This window comes from Rhodopirellula bahusiensis, from assembly GCF_002727185.1.
Taxonomy (GTDB): Bacteria; Planctomycetota; Planctomycetia; order Pirellulales; family Pirellulaceae; genus Rhodopirellula; species Rhodopirellula bahusiensis.
This window is the reverse complement of record NZ_NIZW01000002.1, coordinates 317,506-338,454: the sequence shown is the minus strand read 5'-3', so window position 1 is coordinate 338,454 and position 20,949 is coordinate 317,506. Positions and strand designations below refer to the sequence as shown.

Below are 20,949 nucleotides of genomic sequence, written 5' to 3'. Positions count from 1 at the left end.
AACCAGCCACGCAAACCAGCCACGCAAACAGTTGGGGACAACTGTTCTACTCTGAGGTTCACTCCGCTTTTCTGTTGAACCACATTTCATAGCGTTCGGCTCGTCCAGCCCCATAAGTTCTTTCGCTGTATGGGATTCGCCCAATACCGCGTTCTTCAGTTGGGTGAGGCGTCCCAGCGTCGGTCCAAAGCACCGCCGTGGAACCGTCACTATCCGCACGATACCCAAGTTGTTCTCCGGTCGTGAGCGTCCAATCCTTGACATTCGCTCCTACGGACCGCAGTCCATCCAAGGACCTCGGGAACTCGCCATTCTCAACTTGGTATTCTCGCAAATAGACCGCGATCAACGTCCACACCTTCTGATTGTGTTGCTGGGTCTGGAGCCGTAGCCGGTTCGGCCGGGATATTCTCCAGACCTGTCGGACATCAAGGTTCATCGTCGCGTACGGTACGGACACCCAATTTCGAGATCGATCAACGATCTCGCCGAACCGTTCTTGGTCTTCCTCGCGCTCACGATTGGTGCGTTTTCGTGTCACATTGTGATCTTCCAGTTCTTCTCGATCCGCTTGCAACCACTCGACTGCCGCCAAAGCGTGGACTCCGGTTGCACCGAAGAAGAAGACACTGCGTTCCCCCTCATCTTCGTAAGTCACGAAATAACTTTGACGCTTCAAAGGTTCCCACGCGACGAAACCGGACACCGGATCGACATCGCTCGATGCCCCCGACAGATCGCTGTCGCCAATCATTTTGCGTATTTCGCGTAGCTGATTGGCATCCCAAAACTCGGCTTTCATCGACTTTCGCACCACCGCGAACCAATCACGATTGCGAATTTGCTGCGAGTAATTGTTGAGCCCACCCGAATCGCCAATTCGTTGCCCCAAGTCGCGGCTCTTTTGGATCAGCGACAGGGCTCGCTCTGAATCACCATTGTGATAAGCCAAACGAAACTCGTCGTTCAGTTGATCCTGCAACGAAGAGAATAGATATTGCGTAACGGACATGTACCGATTTGGGATAGTATAGGGCAGACGGATCGGAACGTCTTTCGCAAGCAATGTGTCCATCTTCTCCAGCAACGGTTGAGCTTGTTCGCTCATCAACTCGGCAAAAGGCTTTGCGGGCCAAGGTTCATTCGGTGGTACAAGGTCCGAAAGTCCTTTGACAGAGTCTCGTGACATTTCTCTCAAAATCGACACCGCATCTGAGAGTTCCTTCCACTCCAAAGACTCATTGGTCGGTTCAAAGGATTTGTACCGATCGCGAATTTGCGTCGTTGTGACGGGAACACCATTGCTCTCAAGCTCATCGACAATCGCATGATATCGACTTGTCGCCCAATACTCGCGTCCGACACCCCAAGTGATCGCGATCACAACCAACACGGGAGGCCCCCACATCCACACTCGATACCAAACATCAGTTGCGCGATAACTCATTGGACTCCCTCCTCAGACGGGTCATTGGATTCAATGGTCGATTCGTTTTCCACTCCGGCCTCGTCACGGTCCATTTCAAGCATTTCCTGCCCTTTGTACTCCCAGGGCTCGAACCAGCTTGCCGCAATGTAACCCTGGTAAGCGGGAGTCCATGTGCCCACCCAAGCCTTTCCTTTTCGATTCACGTTGTCAGCAAAAGGGCTCGTTTCGAAATCGCCACCTGGTCTGCCAAGTAAATCGTGCAGGGCTCGAAAGTCGGATTCCAAATCGCTACCGGACTGGCCTTTGTCCAGCAAGTTGAGACATCGATCGACAACCGCACCGAATCCTTGCTTCATGATGGAGTTTCTCCATCCTATGGGCACTCGTTCAAACCAGTCCTCCATGGCGCTGATTCCGAACAGTGTCCCCTGAAGAAGGCTGGATGTTTCTCGATCCCGGTACCAACTGATCAAAAGAGCTCGTCGACGTGCCGCTTGCCGGCCCTCGAAGTCTCCGACCTGCGTCAACGCGTTTTGGAAAAATTCCTCTGATCGCAATGGAGTGAGGGCCTCATCCGATAGGTTGTTGACAAGCCAAATTTCGACTTGATCCGCCACCTCTTGGTCGTACCAACGAATGCTCAATCTCAAACGTTTGGCGATCATCGTCAGACGATCAACAAACGCGGCCAACTGTTCCTTCTTAATATCATCCGGATCTTGCTTCCATCGAATCTTCGCAAGCGAAGCGGCTTCGAAACCATTTTGCACATTCCACCAATCAGCTCGCAGGGGATTCTCGTCCTGATCCCCAATCACCATCCATGTATCAGCTGACATGAAGTTGCGTTGCTGAAAACGATCCACCGCCAATTCACCATCGATCTCGCCGGCTGGACTCCAAAGCTCGTCTCGAAGCTCAAGGTCTCCTTGTCGCATCGGAATCGCGTTGAAACGCGTTCGGGAGGCCAGTTCGCGTGCTTCAGGCAACAACTCCGCGACCCGATCTTCCGGCATCGATGGAAGGCGAGCTTTCGCAATGGTCGATGGCACACTTGGTGCGAACATAAACAAGACCGCACCGCCAACCATCACCGCCCAATACTTCACCCCACGCCGGCCGTCCATGAAGTCTTGCATCGTCCACCACGTCGCAGCGAACGGAAGCACGGCAATGAGCAGCAACCATCCCAGTCGAACCCCGTTGCCCACGCCCGCGTTGATCAGCATCGCCAATGCGACCAGCGAGAGCACCGGAGCCAAGAAAGCGGACGCTGCAAGCATCGGTACCAATTGGCTGGTCCACTGAGACACGCCATACACGACCGCGAACACAGCCAAAATCGTCAGCAGAGAAACCTCCGGCACAGCGGGTCGATCGTATGCATCCGGACTGAGTGGTGTTCCCAGGATGGCCTGAACCACAAGGATCAACAAAGAAATCCCGCATAGCAGACTGACGCCAAACCAGTGACGGCCAACCCACGCACGATGAGGCGACACGCCGCGATCGGCCAGAAACTTCAATCGCCCGGAGGAACCGTCTCCCGTAAATACCGCAACGCCCAACCAGGACACGGCCAGCAACGCCAATCCAATTGATACCTGAATCGCGACCATCGACCAGCTGGAAATGTCACCGATGTGATTGGTCAGCACCAACCAAGCCAAAGCACCGGCAAGTAGAGGCGCGCTCAAGCCAATCGACATCCAACGCGAACTGTGAATGGCCTGCCAAACCAACGAAGTCAACGAATTTCGAAACGGCAACTCGCTTGGTGCCGAATTTTCCGGTGGACGCCAGGCATCGGCAGAATGCAACCCGTCACGGCCGAGCAATCGTTCCGGTTCATCGGCCTGCAGCTCTCTCCGGCCTGCTCGATACGCAAACCATCCCGCGATGGGAATCGCCAAAGCCGTCACGATTCCCATCACCCAAGTCTTCTGAGGCACATCCGCGTATTGCGAGCTCCCGACAAAAGGCATCGCATGCCAAATTTCCACCACCAGAAAGGGCAGCAACGCCAGTGGAACGATCCAGACCAGGGCGGGAAAGGCATTCTTGTTTCTCCATGCGGTGTAAAACCCACAGAGCAAGACATAGACCGAATGCAGAAACCAAAAGGCGGGGTGAATCTGCTTCAATTCAGTCAGCGGTCCACCGTTGCCACCATCCAATCCGGCCAAGATTCCGAGCAGCCAACATCCGAGCCACATCAGCATCAACCCAACGAGTGCGACGATGAATTTGGTCATCACGATCGGACGAACTGGAATCGGAAGAGACGCCAGCCAGTTCAACGAACGAGTTTCCTTTTCGTGGCTGATCAGGATCGCCCCCGCACCGGCCGCGAACAACGCTGGCATGATCAGCGGAACAATGTCCCCGGTGGCTTGCAGCGTCACATTCAATTGCCGCGAAGTGGCTGCCCACACGATGAACAATAAGGCCGAGACTCCTAACAACATCCCGATCAGCGGGATGACCTGCTTGGCCTCTTTCCACAGCAGGCCCTGCCATAGACGAGTTTCGTTCATGACTGTTCTCCCGTGGTGACCACTTCGGATTCACGTCCGCCGTCACCCGCTGGTGGTTTCGGCGACTCGATCGGTCCGCGAGACAATTCAGGCGGCGGTCCGGGCGGGCCAGCGAAACCTTTTCGCGTGTGAGCGATGAAGATTTCTTCCAACGTCATTGTTCGATCTCGCACGCCGACAACGCCAGAAGCGGACTCGATGAAGGAAATCATCGACGGATCGAAGTTGCGGACCAGAACTCGCCGCTGTCGACCTTGGTTCTCTTCCAGCAACGTTTCGGCTGGCTCGGGCAACGTCGGGACTTGGACCAGCGGATCGTCCAGTGAAACGGTCAGCTCCGTCATCGAGCCTTTCAGATCGTTCAGTGGTTCGCAGGCTTGGAGCTTGCCGTTGTGCAGAATCCCGATCGTGTCAGCGACCCGTTCGACTTCGTTGATCTGGTGACTGGACAGAAACACGGTTCGGCCCGATGCAGCTCGGCCAATCATGCTTTCCAGGAACTCACGACGAACCATTGGATCCAGGCCAGACGTTGGCTCGTCCAAGATTAGCAATTCTGGGTCGTGCGCCAGAGCAAGCGACAAAGCGATCTTGGCACGTTGCCCTTTGCTGAGCACGCGAATCTTTCGGTCCTCGGGAATCTCATACTTCGCGATCGATTCACGGTAGGCGTCGTAGAAGCCATCGGGATAAAACGAAGCCGTGAACCAACCGATTTGCCCGACCGTCATCCAGTCATACAGTGCCGGGTTGTCGGAGACGTAACCGACCCGGCGACGGACTTCCAACGGTTGCTTCAGCGGGTCGAAGTCGCAGACGGACGCGGATCCTGACGTCGGTTTTTGGAACCCGGTGAGGATTCGGATCAGCGTGGTTTTGCCGGCTCCGTTTTCGCCCAGCAGAGCGAACACGGTCCCGGGTTGGATGGTCAGATCCACGCCCAGCAAGGCGTCGCAGCCTCGAAAACGCATGGTCAGTTGATCGGTCGAGATGACGGGGTTCATGATGACGATCCTGCTTCGATGAGATGGGTTCAGTGTGCGTCGAATCAAACGCGGCCAAGCGATCGGGCTCGTCCGCATGGCAAGCTCATTGCAACTCGGCAATCGCTTCAATGGTTCCGTCGAGTGTCCGCAGTTGCTCATCGACGAGCTTGCGGACCTCTTTGGCTGACAGCCCCGCTTGCAGAGCTTCGGTCAATACCGCGGAAAGGCGTTCCGCAAGAAGCGACTGCCGCTGTTTGCGACAACGCTCGACGGCGCCTTTGCAGACTACGACCCCGCGACCGCGGAGCGTTTCGATCACGCCCTCGGATTGCAGGTCCTGGAAGGCTCGCGCCACCGTGTTCGGATTGACCGCCAACTGCTGGCTGAGTTGCCGAACGCTGGGAAGAAGCTGCCCCGGACGCAACGTTTGCTCCGCGACAGCGAATTTCACTTGGCGAACGATCTGGGAATAGATCGCCACGCCGTTGGAAGGGTCGACTGTAAAAAACATATTCGCACCGATGCCCAAACCTGGTTAACTGGTGTACTGGTTACACGGTACAGCGAACACGATAGAGGGTCAAGCGAATTTGCAAAAGAAATTTTGGTAGGCCGAGACGCGTACGCTGCCGTAGGCCAGGTTGTACCTGGCGATCACGCCGATGCTTTGGAACAAAGCGAGGCGAGCACGAGACGTCACCAGAGTAGAACAATTGTCCCTAATCGTTCCGTCGCGACGGATGACATCGTGGGATCACACCCCATCTCGAAGATTCACCGCGTTCGCTTTGCGCGGCTCGAAGTCTTCGTCCCTAGCACGCGAACAGTTGGGGACAACTGTTCTACTCTGCTGCTTTGCAGGAAAACGCAGGACGTTGCCCGTTTCTTCGTAGCCGGATTCGCCAGAATTCGGATCTAAACGACTCGAAAAATCTAACGACTTGGTGACTCCGAATCCTGGCGAATCCGGCTACGGACATGGCGTAAGCATTATGAACTCTGCGTCAAAACCATGATGCGAATGGGATGCTCCGGATCATCATCCATCTCCACCGTGTGTTCGGTGTAGCTCCAAGGTTTGTCCTTGACCCACTGGGAAAACTCCGTCGCGATTAATCGTTGAGGGTCGCTCAAGATCAATTGTCCATCCTCGGTCAGATGCTCGTCGGCGGACTGCAACAACTCCGGCCACAGCGTTCTCAGATAGGTGACATCGCTGCCCAGAATGAACGGAAACTTCTTCGGCGCGAGTGAACCCTCGCCCAACCGGAAGACTTGCACGTCAGCGTGCAGCCCCAATCGAGACAAACTGAGCCGCACCAATTGCAGCGGGTCCTCGACGCCATCCGTCAACGTCACGCGAGCCCCACGCAGCAAGGCCGCGATCCCAGCATGCCCGGTCCCGCAACCAACTTCCAACACGTCTTGATTGTGAATGGGAACTCGATCCAAAAAACGATCCAGCCCCGAAGCCGCCCGCCAAGTCGTCGCCCAAAACGGATCGATCACGCCTTCTTCGCCAGCGTCTTGACGCTCGCAAGCCTCGATCAACATCGCGTCGGGATCGGAAGCAACCGCCAACGGTCGTTCTTGTCCGGCGATCAGCGTGTCTTCCCAGTGCCAGGCGAATGAAAGCGAATCGGCCATATTGAGATGTATTTTCGAAAGATTAAATAGGAAGAGAAGCGATTTGTCGCCCGTACGATGGTCTTCCAAGACCGTCGCGCTCGACTTGGATGGTCTTGGAAGATCGCCCCACGAACTTTGCAGGACGGTCTTGGAAGACCATCCTACGGGCAAGATGTTGAGCAAGATCAAACGCGGTGCAACAATTCCGCCGCGTCGGCCGCAAAGTACGTCAGCACACCATCGGCGCCAGCACGCTTGAATGAAAGCAAGCTTTCCAAGATCACAGCGTCGCCGTTCAGCCAGCCCGCATCAGCTGCTCCACGCAGCATCGCGTATTCGCCGCTGACTTGATAGGCAAACGTTGGCACGCCGAAGGTTTCCTTCACGCGAGCGACGATGTCCAGGTACGGCATCCCCGGTTTGACCATCACACTGTCGGCACCTTCCGCGATGTCCAACGCGACTTCCGCGATCGCTTCGTCCGATTGAGCAGGTGATTGCTGGTAAGTCTTCTTGTCCGCTGCCCCGAGGCTGGCCGCCGACCCGACCGCATCACGAAACGGTCCATAGAAAGCGCTCGCATACTTGGCGGCGTAGGACATGATCTGGACACCGGAATGCCCGGCCTCGTCCAACGCCGTCCGGATCGCTCCGATGCGTCCGTCCATCATGTCACTCGGGGCGATGATGTCGCATCCCGCCGCGGCTTGTACGATCGCTTGCTGACACAACACGTCCACCGTTTCATCGTTGATGACTTGTCCATCGCGAACCAAGCCGTCCTGACCGTGGCTGCTGTAGGGATCCAAAGCCACATCAAGAATGACCCCCAGCGAATCGCCCACCGCGTCTTTGATTTGGCGGGTGACTCGGCAAACCAAGTTGTCCGGGTTGAACGCTTCGGCCGCGTCTTCCGTTTTCAGCTTCGGATCTGTCGCCGGGAACAACGCGATCGCGGGAATGCCCAAGTCCACCGCTCGTTTGGCGGTCGCAACGATATCTGTCTCTCCCAGCCGGTTCACCCCGGGCAACGATCCGACCGGCTGCTCGCCCGAACCATCCATCACGAACAGCGGCCAAATCAGATCGTCCACCGACAAAGTCGTCTCACGGACGAGGCGGCGTGACCAGTCGGTCGCTCGAACGCGGCGAAGCCGGGTGGCGGGAAAGGCGGCACGTGGAGCGGGAGAGCCTGAAAATCGGGACAAAACGAGCACCCATGAAATCGATGGAGGAACAGCGACGACGATCTAGATCCCCGAAGCCGCGGTGAGACGTTTCCATTTTGCTTCACAGAACGTGCCAAGCCTACCCGACCGATCTGTTAAACTGGGGCCCGCTCATTAGCATCCCGCCGGGGGCTTTTGAGTTCCACCCTGCCCCTCATCCCCTTGATTCAACACCCATGAAATCTCGACTTTGCACCATTCTTGCCGCTTCCGCGGTACTCCTCTCCGCCGCGTTTGCGACCGACCAAGCCTCCGCCGAATCCAAGCCACTGAACGTGTTGCTGATCGACGGCCAAAACAACCACAAGTGGCAAGAAACCACGCCACTGATCCAGGCCACTCTTGAATCAGGCGATTTCGCCAAAGTCACGGTCGCAACCGCGCCTGGCAAAGGTGAAGACAAAGCCGGCTTTGCACCCAAATTCACCGATTACGACGTCGTGGTTTCCAACTACAACGGTGAAGCATGGTCGAGCGAAACCGAAAAGGCTTTCGAGACCTACGTCAGCGAGGGCGGTGGTTTCGTGACCGTTCATGCAGCGGACAACTCGTTCCCAAAATGGGATGCCTACAACCAAATGATCGGCGTCGGCGGCTGGGGCGGACGCAATGAAAAAGACGGACCCTACGTTCGCTGGAAAGAAGACCAAAAGAAATTCACTCGCGACATGTCCAAAGGTGGCGGCGGACAACACGGCAAACGCGTGCCCTTCATGATGGTCGTTCGCGATGCCTCGCACCCGATCACCGCTGGTTTGCCGAAGTCGTTCCTTCAAGTCGCTGACGAATTGTATGGAAAACTTCGTGGCCCCGCCGAGAACATGGACGTGTTGGCGACCGCTTACAGCAACCCGGCAACTGGCGGAACCGGCGAACACGAACCCATCTTGATGACCATCCAGTACGGCGAAGGCCGTGTCTTTCACACCACCCTCGGGCACGACGTTCCCGCGATGAAGGGACTCGCGTTCCAAACGTCGCTCCGTCGAGGAACTGAATGGGCCGCGACTGGAAACGTAACTCTGGCTGCTGTTGCTGCTGACAAGATGGGCAGCGACGAAGCCGCGACCGGTGACCCCGCCAAAGCTTCCGAAGTCGAAAGCGGCGCGAAAGCTTCGCCATCAAGCAACGTCAATTTTGACGCGGCACCAGACTTGAAAGCCGATGGATGGAAACCGCTTTTCGACGGAAAGAGCTTGGATGGATGGAACCGCAAGAATGGCACCGCGAAGTACCGAGTCGAAGACGGCACGATCGTTGGAACGACATCGGAAGGCAGCCCCAACTCGTTCCTTTGCAGCGACGAAAACTACGGCAACTTCGAACTGACCTTCGAAGTCAACGTGGACACGGGTCTCAACAGCGGCGTTCAAATCCGCTCGCAATCTCGCGAAAAGGGCGGGCGAGTCTTCGGCCCACAGGTCGAGATCGAATCGGCTCCGGGTGAAGCTGGCTACATCTACTCCGAAGCCACCGGCCGCGGCTGGATCACCAAAGAACAACCGATCAAGGATGCGTACAAGAACGACCAGTTCAATCGTTACTTGGTACGAGCCCACGGCAACCGAATTCAGGTTTGGATCGGCGATCAAAAGATCAGCGACATCCAAGACCCAGAATCATCCACCAACGGATTCCTCGGCCTGCAAGTCCACGGCATCAAAGCCGGCACCGGCCCCTACGAAGTCAGCTGGCGCGACATCCAAATCCGCGACCTGAACTAGACACCGAATCCAAAGCAGTCCCTACTTCAGCAACAGCGCTGAAGTAGGCCATGTCTCACATGGCACCCCAACCGATGCTTTGGAACAAAGCGAGGCGACACCCCCGCCCCCGCGCAAGCCCATCAATCACCGGCCTTCTATGATCGCCAGGTGGGACCTGGCCTACGTGCCGCCGGTTGTTCAGCCGATGTCACGGTTCTCCCCAGTCATTCTGATTGCCCGCCGACAAATCGGGTTCCAAGCCGCCCCAATCGGGCTCGTACTGCCCCTCGCGGACAAATCGGTGGAAGCTTGAAAACGGGTAGTCTCGCACTCTTCGCACCAAACCGTGCTTGCGGGGATTCCAATGGATGTAGTCGACACAACGCTCCAAATCCTGTTCGTCTCGAACGGTGTGTTCCCAAAAACGAGGCTGCCATATTCCGCTCCGCCCTTCGCGCCGCTGGGAATCAGTCACGGAACAAGCTTGACCGCCGAGGTCGAGATACCGCCGGGTAAAGCCACGCTTGATCGCCTGCCAGCGGGCCGAATAATCCGAATCGCCTCGCGGTAGCATCCACACGCAATGCAAATGGTCCGGCAACAAGCAGATCGCGAACAAGTTGAATGGATAGGAATCTAGCTGTTGCTGGATCACCTGCCGCAAACAGGATCTCGCCATCGACGATTGGAATATTGGTTGGCGGTTGTAGGTAACCAAGGTGAAGAAGAACGTCCCACCTGGCAGGTACATCCGATGGTAATTTGACATCACCCGACCATATCGATTGTCCCGCAACGAAGCCAACTGAAAATTGCACCTGCAAGCCTCCATAGCCCGCAGCACGCCACACACACAACTCATTCCTTGACACCAAAGACTCGTCACGAAGCATCGTAGGCCATGTCTCACATGGCACCCCAACCGATGCTTTGGAACAAAGCGAGGCGACAAACCCGCCCCCGCGCAAGCCCATCAATCACCGGCCTTCTATGATCGCCAGGTGGGACCTGGCCTACGCAATCAAGGTCGCGGGCGGCAGGCGAGGTGCAAGAACACGGCGGTGGCGACGATCACGGCATGGAACGCCGACAGCGACGTCAGGTAAATACGGCCTAACTGGATGGGCTGGTTGAGGTAACCGTAGCCCAGCAACGTGAACATCGTGGAGAACAATGCAGTGAGCACGATGAATGGCACCAAGAGGCGGTAGGCCGTCAGCCATCGGGTCAAACGGGAAGGCACCAACCACGCTCCCAACAACGCCACGGCGATTCCGACGGTCACCGGGATCGTGAACTCACGCAGCCAGAACGTTATGTCGGAAACCCAGAGGGTTCCCGATCGAACATGCCAACTCACGGACAAGTAGACCGGGGTGATGATCGACACCCCAACTCCAACCAACAGTGCATGCATGTACGTCAGGGGCGTGCGAACGACATCCACCTGGTAGCGATCTTCAATCAGCGACTGATTCTCATATGGATTCATCATGGCTCCACTCAGCGTTGGCAAACATCACTTTTCCCAACGGTACCCTCGCGAAAGGACCTGCCCGTTCCGCCCGTAGGTCGGCTCATCCCAAACCTTTCGATAGCCCGAGCGTTCCATGCGATGTGCCACCGACCATTCACGAAACTTCCGAGACGTTTTTCTCAGGGTTTGCACGGACATCAGAACCAACACACATGCAATCAAACAACCCGTCGCGAAAACGAACCCGGGCCTGGACTTCACGTCCAATTGCGATTCAACCTGCTTCGCGGTCACCCCGTAGAGAAACAGCATCGCTGCGATGGCGAAGTAAACAACCGTTGCGACCACCGGACGAACCACCGCAAAGTCAAACGACGCCACCACGATCGGCAAAGCAATCAGCGTTGCGAGACTGAATCGAAACAAAGCGCGCCTCCGGTATCAGCGACAATTCCAAGTCAACGAATGGACATCTTTCCATCCAGTTTATCTCGGCGTCGCACACCAATGTTAACTGTGCTCACTCAGCCTGATGGCGACGCTCGAGTTCCTGCAGCATCGCGATTCGCTGGTCCGCTTGTCGGATCAGGTTTTGAACAACGGCGGCACGGGTGTCCAAATCACCAGTCAGCTCTCGTTGCAGGTCGAACATCGCGACCTGCCAACGCTGCGTCTCGATCGGCGCGTCACTGAGAGGGAGAGCTGTCTTGACCTGCGAGTCCAAACGCCGCTGTGTTTCCCTGCTCTCCCCGCGTTGCTGGATGGCCTTCCGTCGCCGGGAAATCGTCATCCGCGCCAAAACCCATCCCAACAGCAAAAAGCCCGCGACCAACCACAACATTCCGCGGTCAAACGAAATCGCTTCGAGAGCGTCTTCGGCGAGCAGGCACGGCAGTGGAAATGGATCGCGAATCATATCGTTTTCATCGAGCCGAATCCGCGCCCACGAACACTCCTTTTCTAGATCCCCGTCAGCGTGATTGACGGGTGGGCCCTGTTTTGTCGATCATGGCAGCCATGACGAAAAATCCCCCCGTACAATCGAACATCGACGACTCCGAGCTGCCCACCACTGCGCCGGGTCGACCGCTGAACCAGCAATCCCCGATCCAACTTTGGTACGCCTCGGCGGCCCAGGACACTCCCGGCAAGATCGAGTCGTTCTGCATGCGTTGGTTGCCGCAAGAAGAGCACCAATCGGCGGCGAAATTCCGCGTCGCATCAGCGCGGCATCAGCACGTGATCGGACGCGGCATGGCCCGATTCCTGATCGCTGACACCCAAACCGCCCCGCATCAAATCCAGTTTCGAAGCCTCGATCACGGCAAACCGATCGTCGAAACCCCCGAACAACTTCGACGCCCCTTCAATATCGCCCACACCAAGGGCCTCGTTGTTTGCGGGATTGGAGCCGAAGCCGCCGATGAATGGCTCGGCGTCGACATCGAAGGCCTGGACCGAAAAACCGATCCGGGACTCGCGCAACGCTACTTCGCCCCGGAAGAAATTGACCAGCTCGACCGGGTCAAAAACAGCGACGCGAAACAGGCTTTGTTCCTCAAGATCTGGACGCTCAAAGAAGCGTTCATCAAGGCCATCGGGACCGGCTTGCACACGCCGCTGGACCAATTTGCGTTTGAGAATGCAGCCTCGAATTCCCCGCGACTGATTCTCAAAGACGAATCACTTGCCCAGGGTCGCCACTGGCAAATTCGCAACGTGATTCCACGGCAAGGCTATATTGCCGCCGTCGCACTCGGCACGAAAGCCAGCAACATCGTCCCGAAGATTGAGCTCTCAGACTTCCGCAAACGAATGCAAGATTGCTAGGACGAAGCAACGGGCCGCCTGAATGACAAGCCCGCTATTTCTCGACCATCTTGTCACGTAGCTCTTGGCAGGCTTCTGAGGGCGTGCTGCACATCGTGCAACGCGAAACGCCATCCTCGTCGACCTTGGCGTTCAATCCGCCGCACGATCCGCTGATGGCTTGGCGACCGAAGATGACGCCGACGGCCATAGCCAGCAGTACCGCCCCGAAGGTGAGCCCCGTCATCAATAGCACTGGTGCCATGCGCTGCGTGAATGTCTTCGCTTCGGATTTCTCTGCCTTGGTCGTGGCGGCATCCGCACCCGCAACATCGGCTGAGACATCCGCGTCGGCGTACTCCGCCAACTCACCCGTGCCGCTGCTCACGAATCCAGAATTGAGCCGCTGAACAACCAGCACACTCAGCTCATTTTCGCGAGCCAATCGCATCGCTTCTTCCTGGCCGACCACATTCAATGCGGTCGCCCAACCATCCGCGAGCATACAAGTCTCGGTGATCACACTGACGGATGCCAATCCATTGGTGACCGGTCGAGCCGTCCGCGGATCGATGGTGTGCGAATAGCGTTGGTCCCCAACTTCAAAGAAGTTGCGGTAGTCGCCGGAGGTTGCCATCGCAGCGTCGCGAATTTTGTGAGCGACCAAGAGTTCTCGTCCGCCAGCATCAGGCTGCTGAATGCCCACCTTCCATGAGTCACCCGACTTGTCGCCTGCCACTCGGACCTCGCCGCCAACTTCGACGAACACGTTCTCTGCCCCACGGCGTTTCAACAACTCCACGATTCGGTCGACACCATGTCCCTTGGCAATCGAAGAAAGGTCGACTCGCAGGCCCGCGATGTCTTTCTTCAAAGCCGGCGGATCCAATCGCGATTGCAGATGCTGATAGCCGACACTTTTCTTCAGCTCTTCCAGCTCGTCTTCGCTCGGAACGTCGTTCGTCCGTTCACCAGCACCGAAGCTCCAACGATCCACCAACGGCCCAACGGTGACGTCGAAGGCACCGCCCGTCTTCTCCGAAAGATCCAAGGCTGCAGCGACAACTCCAGCGGTATCAGCACTGACGTCGAACCATTCGGTCGAATCGGAGTCGTTGAATTGACTGAGCTCGGACGATTTCAGATATGTCGACATCTGATCGTTGACCGAACGAAGTTCGCGATCGATCGCAGCGGCCGTTTCCGACTCCCAGTCCGCTTCTACCGGAGGCGAGTGGACCTTGACCATGTAGGTCGTGCCCATGGTTGCACCGCGAAGTGTCAGCGGGTCCGCGGCATGTGCGGTCGCCGCCCAACAATACGCTGCGAGGAACCAACTTCCAAAGAAAGCAACAACGCTGGAATGAGTTCTCATCGAAAGAATCGCATTGGTTTGGATCTGGAGTCCTGAGCGAAGAATCCGTTCGGCGATCAGTCCATGTTGCATGAGCGATTTGGCCAACGAGATCGGTGACCATCCCGAATGCAATCGTTTGCACTCGCAATCAGGAAGGCAACCGAAGGGCTCGGTTGCCGACGTGAAACATGACAACCGAAGAGCCTCGGTTGTCTACATAAAAGCATCGCAACCGAGAGTCTCGGACGGTGGCTCACTCGTAGGCGACTGAGGCTCTCAGTCGCATCAATCTCGTAGGCGACTGAGGCTCTCAGTTGCATTCAAACAGGACGACAACCGAGGGCCTCCGTTGCCTACGAACTCGTAATCTTCAATTGCTTTCAAATTGGTTCGCAACGGCAACCAGTCACCGCCGCATCAACCGCCGAAGTCATCGTAGGCGATGTTCTCAGGTTCAACACCCAATTCATCGAGCATACGGAACACAGCGGCATTCATCATTGGAGGACCACAGATGTAATACTCGATGTCTTCTGGTGCGGGGTGCTTGCTGAGGTAGTTGTCCAGCAACACTTGGTGAATGAACCCGACGTAGCCGTCCCAGTTGTCTTCTGGTTGAGGCTCAGACAACGCGATGTTGAACTTGAAGTTCGGGAAGTCCTTCTCGATTTCGCGGAAGTGTTCGATGTAGAACAATTCGCGAAGACTACGGCCACCGTACCAGTAGCTGACCTTGCGATCGGTCTTCTGTCGTTTGAACAACTCAAAGATGTGACTTCGCAGAGGAGCCATTCCGGCACCACCACCGATGTAGACCATTTCCGCTTCGCTGTCCTTGATGAAGAACTCACCATAAGGACCACTGATCGTGGCTTTGTCGCCAGGTTTGAGCGAGAAGATGTAACTGCTCATCTTCCCAGGAGGCGTTCCCTCAGGAGCACGTGGTGGCGGCGAAGCGACCCGGATGTTGAGCATGATGATGCCCTTCTCGCCGGGGTAATTGGCCATCGAATAAGCACGGATGACCGGTTCTTCCACCTTCGACACGTAACGCCAAATGTTGTACTGGTCCCAGTCCGGGTGATACTCTTCGTCGATTTCGAAGTCTTTGTAATGGATCTCGTGGGGAGGGCATTCGATTTGAATGTAACCACCGGCACGGAAATCAACCTCGGCACCTTCGGGAAGCTGCAGGACAAACTCTTTGATGAACGTCGCGACGTTGTCGTTGCTCTTGACCGTGCATTCCCACTTCTGAGTGTCGAACGCTTCGGGTGGAACTTCCACGACCATGTCGTTCTTCACTGCGACCTGGCAGGAAAGTCGTTCCCCATCGGCCGCTTCTTTCTTGTTGATGTGGCCGGTTTCAGTCGCCAGCAAATCGCCACCGCCCTCGGTAACCTTGACCTTGCACTGGGCACAGGTACCACCGCCACCGCATGCGCTGCTGACGAAGATGCCCGCATCGGCGAGAGCACCGAGCAATTTCCCGCCGGCCGGAATCGAAACTTCTTTTTGGTTGTTGATCATGATCTTGACCGGGCCGGATGCAACCAATTGGCTCTTCGCAGCCAAAATCAGCAACACCAACGCGATCACCACGATGGTGAACATGACGACGCCAAAGACGACTTCCATCGGATCAACGGCTGCGATCATCAAAGAAAGGGAAAGCATTTTGAATCAGAAATTGAGGGGTGCACGCGAGGCAAACTTGCCTGACAGTCAAAACTCACGTCAGCCGCGAGGGCTGACAAACTCACTGCTGTCAGCCAAATGGCTGACGCACGTCATTGCGATGGTTTCGGCGGTCTAAAGCTGGATGCCGCTGAAGGACATGAAAGCCAATGACATCAAACCAACCGTGATAAACGTGATCCCCAAACCGCGAAGCGGTGGAGGAACGTCGCTGTACTTCATTTTTTCTCGAATCCCTGCCAACGCCACGATCGCGAGTGCCCATCCGACACCACAACCGAATCCGTAAACAACCGATTCGCCGAACGCGTACTCACGTTGCTCCATGAACAGCGACGCACCGAGGATGGCGCAGTTCACGGTGATCAGAGGAAGGAAAATCCCCAGGGCGTTGTAAAGGCTTGGAATGAATCGATCGAGGAACATTTCCAAGATCTGAACCAAGGCGGCAATCACGCCGATGTAGCTGATGAACCCGAGAAAGGTCAGGTCGACCTCCGCGAAGTTGTAAGTGTCCGTGCTAATCAAGAGATCATTGACCCAGGTCAACGCACCCTTCTTCAGCAACAGGCTGTAGATCAGTTGGTTGGCAGGAACGGTGATGGCTTCGATTGCGATGACCGCGAATCCCAAACCGATCGCCGTTTTGACGTTTTTGCTGACCGCCAAGAACGTGCACATTCCCAAGAAGAATGCGAGCGCGAGGTTCTCGACGAAGACCGCTTTCAAAAAGATGCTGAGGTATTGTTCGAACATGACTTAGGCCTCTTCGATTTGTTCAGGTTTGTTCAAACGAATGACCCAAATCATGAACCCAATGATGAAGAACGCACTGGGCGGCAACAGCATCAAATTGTTTGGGTTGTACCAACCGCCATTGCGGTCGAGTTGAAAAAGCTCGAAGCCCAACAGCGTTCCGCTGCCGAACAATTCGCGGAAGAACGCGACAACGATCAGGACCAATCCGTATCCCAAACCATTTCCGATTCCGTCGAGGAAGCTGATCCAAACGCCATTCTTCATGGCGAAACCTTCCGCTCGTCCCATGACGATGCAGTTGGTGATGATCAACCCAACGAAGACCGAAAGCTGTTTGCTGATGTCGTACATGTACGCCTTCAACACTTGGTCAACGACGATCACCAGCGAAGCAATCACGGTCATCTGAACGATGATCCGAATGCTGCCGGGAATGTAGTGACGAATCGACGACACCGCGGCGTTCGAACATCCGGTCACCGCCACCACGGCGAGAGCCATGACAAACGAGACTTGGATGCTGGTCGTCACAGCCAAAGCACTACAAATGCCGAGAATCTGCAACGCGATCGGGTTGTTGTCGATAACGGGCCCGAACAGGACCTTGCCGACTTTGGGGGCAGCCATGGTTTACTCTCCCACCGGTTCTTTGGGACCGACGTTGTCGATGTCGTATTGTTCGACACCGCTTTCGACGGATGATTCAGGTTGATCGGCTTCCGCAGATGCGTCACCGGTAAATCGTTGCTTCACTTGGTCCAGGAAAGGACCGTATCCATCAGGGCCAGCCCAGTAGCGAACCAGGTTGGTCACGCCGCGACACGTGATCGTGGCTCCCGACAATCCGTCAACAGCGAACTCGTCGCCGTCGGGTGCGGGTCCCTTGGCGACGCGGGCGGCTGGGTTGCCATCCGTGTCGTACAGCTTGTTGCCGACCCACTGAGCCTTCCACTTCGTGTTGTCCACTTCGCCACCCAGTCCAGGTGTTTCAGCGTGCTCGTAAAATGTTAGACCAGCAATCGTTTCAAGATCGTTCTTCAGCGCCATGTAGCCGTACAGCGTTGACCACAAGCCCTTGCCGTAAACAGGCAACACAACCATCGCAGGCGTGGAGTTGCCAGGTTTTGTCACGTAATAAACGCGAGCCACTTTTTCGCGACGAGGGACACCGATGTCGAATTGCGGGTCGGTGATCTCGATGCTCTCGGCGTCTTTCTTTGCAGCTTCACGAGGGTCGTACTTCTCTGCTTCCTCGCCAACCAAGTCGGTGTAGACTTCGCCGGTTTCTAGGTCGACCAATTCAGGACTGACCCAAGTCCAAAGCATTTCGATTTGCTCTTTGTCCAACTCAGCGGCTGATTTCCCGAACTCACCCTTGGACAAACCGGCGGCGTCCAGAATGTTGCGTTGACGGTCGAGCTTTTTGTTCTCTTCTTGCATCGGTCGCAGAGCCACCGCGGCGGCACTGACGGCGAACGAGCAGACCACGCACAGAATTGTCGCGGTCACGATCGTTTTCATAGTCGAATCAGGCTGTGACATAACGTGCGGCCCTCCGGCGGATGTTGAGTTGGACGACGCCCCAATCGATCAACGGTGCGAACACGTTGCCGAACAAGATCGCCAGCATGATGCCTTCTGGGAAAGCAGGGTTGATGACACGAATCAGGACGGTCATGAACCCGATCAAAAGACCGTAGATCCATTTGCCCGTTTCTGTCATCGAGGCACTGACCGGGTCAGTCGCCATGAACACCAAACCAAAGGCGACTCCGCCGATGACCAGGTGCCAGTAGAACGGCACGGAGAACATGGCGTTCGTCTCGCTGCCCACTGCGTTAAGCAACAGTGCCGTTGCGGTCACACCAGCGATTACACCGCCCATGATTTTCCATGATCCGATGCCCGAAGCGATCAAGATCAAAGCACCAACCAAGCAAAGCAGAGCACTGGTTTCGCCGACGCATCCTTGGATGGTTCCGATGAAGGCACTCATCCAGGTGATCGGCTCTTCCGCACCCCAGACGTACTGGACAGCACTGAGCGATCCGACAGCGTCTTCGCTGGCGTTGGCCATTTGCCCGAGTGCCGTTGCACCCGAGAAACCATCGACTGCGGTCCAGACTTTGTCACCGCTGATTTGACCAGCGTAGGCGAAGTACAAAAACGCTCGCGAAGTCAGTGCAACATTGAGGAAGTTACGTCCCGTGCCGCCAAAGACTTCTTTGGCGACAATCACCCCAAACGCGATTCCCACAGCGACCTGCCACAGTGGTATCGACGCCGGGAGCGTGAGCGGAAAGAGCAATCCGGTGACCAGGAACCCTTCGTTGATCTCGTGCCCACGAAGGACACTGAAGACCAATTCGATGTGTCCCCCGACGAACATACAAACGACGTAGATGGGGATGAAGAAGATCGCCCCATAGATGAAGTTGTCCACGTGGTTGGCTGGATCGTGCCCCAGACCAATCGCAGTGTGAACGCTGTGATGCCAGTCATAATCGACGTCGACATGAGCTTCGGTCATCTTTTGGATGGCCGTGTTGGCTTGGTATCCCGTGTTCCACATGCCGAACAACGTGACCGGTACCAACGCGAAGACGACCGTGATCATCATGCGTTTCAGGTCAATGTTGTCGCGCACGTGCGTGCGTCCGTGAGCCGTCTCGCCTGGCGTGAACAAGAACGTGTCGAGAGCTTCGTACATTGGGTACGCTTTCTCGAGCAGTCCGCCTTTGGCAAAGAACGGGTGGACGCTGTCAAATGCGTCACGTAATGCTTTCATATTCCTTAACCTTCACGCTCAATGGTTGTCAGGTTTTCTCGGATCAAGGATCCATATTCGTATTTACCGGGGCACACGAACGTGCACAGGGCCAAGTCTTCTTCTTCCAGCTCCAGCACGCCCAGTTGCTGAGCCGAATCGGTGTCGCGAACAATCAAAGCTCGCAACAATTGTGTTGCCAAGATGTCCATTGGCAACACTTTTTCGTAAGTGCCCAGTGGAACCATCGCTCGCTCACTGCCGCCGGTTGACGAAGTGAAATCGAACTTGCGATCGGGAGTCATCGCCGATGCAAAAATGCGGCTGACAGAGAATTTGTCGAAGCCAGGTTTTTGCCATCCCATGAATTCGCGGTGGTCACCTTCTTCGATGACCGAGACTTGATTGTCGTAGCGTCCCAGGAACTGATGCGGTGCCGCAGCAGTGTGCCCGTTGAGCACCGATCCCGAGATGACGCGTAGTTTGACAGTGGTATCGACTTCGCCATCGATCAACTCGTCGATGCAAGCTCCGGCGCGAGTTTCAATCAAACGAGGCTGATTGACTTTCGGACCCGCCAGCGAGATCACTCGTCGTGTGTCGAGTTGACCGGTCTGCAAGAAAGAACCGATCGCAATCACGTCTTGATAACCGATGTACCAAACCGTTTTGTTGAGACTGACGGGGTCCAAATGATGGATGTGTGTCCCCGGCAATCCGGCCGGATGAGGTCCCGCGAATGAGGCTGATTGAACGCCCGCCACATCACCGCCAGGAATCGAAGCCTTTTCGGCTTGGCACAGATGCACAGCACCGTCCGTCAAACGCGTCAACGCTTGAAGGCCGATCACAAATTGGTCTTTGCGATCCGCCAAAACCACTGCGGGATCAGCCGCCAACGGATTGGTATCAATTGCGGTGACGAAAATGGAATGTGGGGTCGAGTCGATCGTCGGCACTTTGCCATAGGGGCGAGTGCGGAACGACGGCCAAAGTCCGATCTGAACCAATCCGTCGACCAACTTCTCGCGAGCGATCGAGACGGCATCGGTACCCGCGATCCCATCGATCGTAGTCGTTTCCGTCGAATCAACATCGACATCGATGACAACCGCTTCGAACTTGCGTTTCGCGCCGCGAACGACATCGACGACGGTGCCCGAGGCGGGAGCGGTGAAGATCACGCCGGGAGTTTTCTTGTCTTCAAAAAGCGGTTGGCCCAAGACGACTTTGTCGCCCGCCGTCACCAACATCGTTGGCTTCATTCCGATGTAGTCGTCGCCCAACAAAGCCACTTGGCGGATCGCCGGGCCAGCTTCCATGTGCTGTTCGGGGCATCCCGTGATGGGCAGATCGAGACCCTTTTTGATGCGGGTCACGCTTTGAGTCATTGCCATGAATGGGCACTTTGTGAAATTTGTAACAAAGTCGGTTCGAGCCAAAGCCCGCAGCGTTTTTCCGAAAGAAAAGACCGGAAAAAATGTCGCGGGCCAAGCAAGTGGACACTATGGCATAGCGTCAGAAGATTGACAACGGCAGATCATCGCCGTTCATGGACGGAAATCT

Annotated in this window: 19 protein-coding genes and 1 pseudogene; 3 read left to right on the top strand and 17 right to left on the bottom strand. The window is 56.1% G+C overall.

The annotated features are described in order from the left end of the window. Positions 1 to 58 precede the first annotated feature (58 nt). From CEE69_RS04005 to hemB, 6 genes are all read right to left on the bottom strand, one after another. A complete protein-coding gene (locus CEE69_RS04005) occupies positions 59 to 1,447 on the bottom strand; it encodes a hypothetical protein (protein WP_099259441.1) in 1,389 nt (462 codons plus the stop codon). Then, on the bottom strand, positions 1,444 to 3,966 hold the full coding sequence (locus CEE69_RS04000) for an ABC transporter permease (protein WP_099259440.1): 2,523 nt from the start codon (positions 3,964 to 3,966) through the stop codon (positions 1,444 to 1,446). The genes CEE69_RS04005 and CEE69_RS04000 overlap by 4 nt, the downstream gene beginning before the upstream one ends. After that, entirely contained in the window at positions 3,963 to 4,970 is a 1,008-nt protein-coding gene (locus CEE69_RS03995; protein WP_099259707.1) for an ABC transporter ATP-binding protein, read from the bottom strand. Before CEE69_RS03995 ends, CEE69_RS04000 begins: the two co-directional genes overlap by 4 nt. A gap of 85 nt (positions 4,971 to 5,055) precedes the next feature. After that, positions 5,056 to 5,463 carry a GntR family transcriptional regulator gene (locus CEE69_RS03990; protein WP_037254513.1) on the bottom strand — a complete coding sequence of 136 codons (408 nt, stop codon included), beginning with the start codon at positions 5,461 to 5,463 and terminating at the stop codon, positions 5,056 to 5,058. A 479-nt stretch (positions 5,464 to 5,942) separates the two neighbouring features. Beyond that, entirely contained in the window at positions 5,943 to 6,599 is a 657-nt protein-coding gene (locus tag CEE69_RS03985; protein WP_233214611.1) for a class I SAM-dependent methyltransferase, read from the bottom strand. Positions 6,600 to 6,766: 167 nt separating this feature from the next. Further along, entirely contained in the window at positions 6,767 to 7,798 is a 1,032-nt protein-coding gene (hemB, locus tag CEE69_RS03980; RefSeq protein WP_099259439.1) for a porphobilinogen synthase, read from the bottom strand. Between the two features lie 188 nt (positions 7,799 to 7,986). Here hemB and CEE69_RS03975 point away from each other — a divergent pair, with 188 nt between their 5' ends. Then, positions 7,987 to 9,534 (top strand): family 16 glycoside hydrolase, encoded by a 1,548-nt coding sequence (locus tag CEE69_RS03975; protein WP_099259438.1) that lies wholly within the window; start codon positions 7,987 to 7,989, stop codon positions 9,532 to 9,534. Between the two features lie 190 nt (positions 9,535 to 9,724). Here CEE69_RS03975 and CEE69_RS03970 read toward each other — a convergent pair whose 3' ends face one another. Continuing rightward, the gene (locus CEE69_RS03970; protein ID WP_099259705.1) at positions 9,725 to 10,285 is read right to left on the bottom strand and encodes an REP-associated tyrosine transposase; all 561 of its coding nucleotides are present in this window, start codon (positions 10,283 to 10,285) and stop codon (positions 9,725 to 9,727) included. Between the two features lie 178 nt (positions 10,286 to 10,463). On the opposite strand from CEE69_RS03970, the pseudogene CEE69_RS33615 reads away from it, so the two are divergent. After that, positions 10,464 to 10,538 (top strand): annotated as a pseudogene (locus CEE69_RS33615) (hypothetical protein); the annotation flags it as partial. Here the strand turns inward: CEE69_RS33615 and CEE69_RS03965 are convergent. From CEE69_RS03965 to CEE69_RS03955, 3 genes are all read right to left on the bottom strand, one after another. Beyond that, positions 10,538 to 11,011 carry a hypothetical protein gene (locus tag CEE69_RS03965; RefSeq protein ID WP_099259437.1) on the bottom strand — a complete coding sequence of 158 codons (474 nt, stop codon included), beginning with the start codon at positions 11,009 to 11,011 and terminating at the stop codon, positions 10,538 to 10,540. The pseudogene CEE69_RS33615 and the gene CEE69_RS03965 sit on opposite strands and share 1 nt — an antisense overlap. A 24-nt stretch (positions 11,012 to 11,035) precedes the next feature. Then, positions 11,036 to 11,419, bottom strand: a complete 384-nt coding sequence (locus tag CEE69_RS03960; protein ID WP_099259436.1) for a hypothetical protein — start codon at positions 11,417 to 11,419, stop codon at positions 11,036 to 11,038. A gap of 94 nt (positions 11,420 to 11,513) precedes the next feature. Then, entirely contained in the window at positions 11,514 to 11,909 is a 396-nt protein-coding gene (locus tag CEE69_RS03955; RefSeq protein WP_099259435.1) for a hypothetical protein, read from the bottom strand. 101 nt (positions 11,910 to 12,010) lie between these two features. On the opposite strand from CEE69_RS03955, the gene CEE69_RS03950 reads away from it, so the two are divergent. After that, positions 12,011 to 12,823 carry a 4'-phosphopantetheinyl transferase family protein gene (locus CEE69_RS03950; protein WP_233214609.1) on the top strand — a complete coding sequence of 271 codons (813 nt, stop codon included), beginning with the start codon at positions 12,011 to 12,013 and terminating at the stop codon, positions 12,821 to 12,823. Positions 12,824 to 12,857: 34 nt separating this feature from the next. Here CEE69_RS03950 and CEE69_RS03945 read toward each other — a convergent pair whose 3' ends face one another. The 7 genes from CEE69_RS03945 to CEE69_RS03910 all read right to left on the bottom strand — a co-directional run bounded on the left by CEE69_RS03945 (position 12,858) and on the right by CEE69_RS03910 (position 20,780). Continuing rightward, a complete protein-coding gene (locus CEE69_RS03945; RefSeq protein WP_233214603.1) occupies positions 12,858 to 14,177 on the bottom strand; it encodes an FAD:protein FMN transferase in 1,320 nt (439 codons plus the stop codon). Between the two features lie 399 nt (positions 14,178 to 14,576). Next, positions 14,577 to 15,836, bottom strand: a complete 1,260-nt coding sequence (gene nqrF / locus CEE69_RS03935; RefSeq protein WP_099259432.1) for an NADH:ubiquinone reductase (Na(+)-transporting) subunit F — start codon at positions 15,834 to 15,836, stop codon at positions 14,577 to 14,579. Positions 15,837 to 15,971: 135 nt separating this feature from the next. Continuing rightward, the gene (gene nqrE, locus CEE69_RS03930) at positions 15,972 to 16,613 is read right to left on the bottom strand and encodes an NADH:ubiquinone reductase (Na(+)-transporting) subunit E (RefSeq protein ID WP_099259431.1); all 642 of its coding nucleotides are present in this window, start codon (positions 16,611 to 16,613) and stop codon (positions 15,972 to 15,974) included. A gap of 3 nt (positions 16,614 to 16,616) precedes the next feature. Further along, positions 16,617 to 17,243 carry an NADH:ubiquinone reductase (Na(+)-transporting) subunit D gene (locus tag CEE69_RS03925; RefSeq protein WP_099259430.1) on the bottom strand — a complete coding sequence of 209 codons (627 nt, stop codon included), beginning with the start codon at positions 17,241 to 17,243 and terminating at the stop codon, positions 16,617 to 16,619. Positions 17,244 to 17,246: 3 nt separating this feature from the next. Further along, positions 17,247 to 18,158 carry a Na(+)-translocating NADH-quinone reductase subunit C gene (locus CEE69_RS03920; RefSeq protein ID WP_099259429.1) on the bottom strand — a complete coding sequence of 304 codons (912 nt, stop codon included), beginning with the start codon at positions 18,156 to 18,158 and terminating at the stop codon, positions 17,247 to 17,249. Then, positions 18,145 to 19,404 (bottom strand): NADH:ubiquinone reductase (Na(+)-transporting) subunit B, encoded by a 1,260-nt coding sequence (locus tag CEE69_RS03915; protein ID WP_099259428.1) that lies wholly within the window; start codon positions 19,402 to 19,404, stop codon positions 18,145 to 18,147. Before CEE69_RS03915 ends, CEE69_RS03920 begins: the two co-directional genes overlap by 14 nt. 5 nt (positions 19,405 to 19,409) lie before the next feature. Beyond that, positions 19,410 to 20,780 carry a Na(+)-translocating NADH-quinone reductase subunit A gene (locus tag CEE69_RS03910; protein WP_099259427.1) on the bottom strand — a complete coding sequence of 457 codons (1,371 nt, stop codon included), beginning with the start codon at positions 20,778 to 20,780 and terminating at the stop codon, positions 19,410 to 19,412. Positions 20,781 to 20,949: the final 169 nt, after the last annotated feature.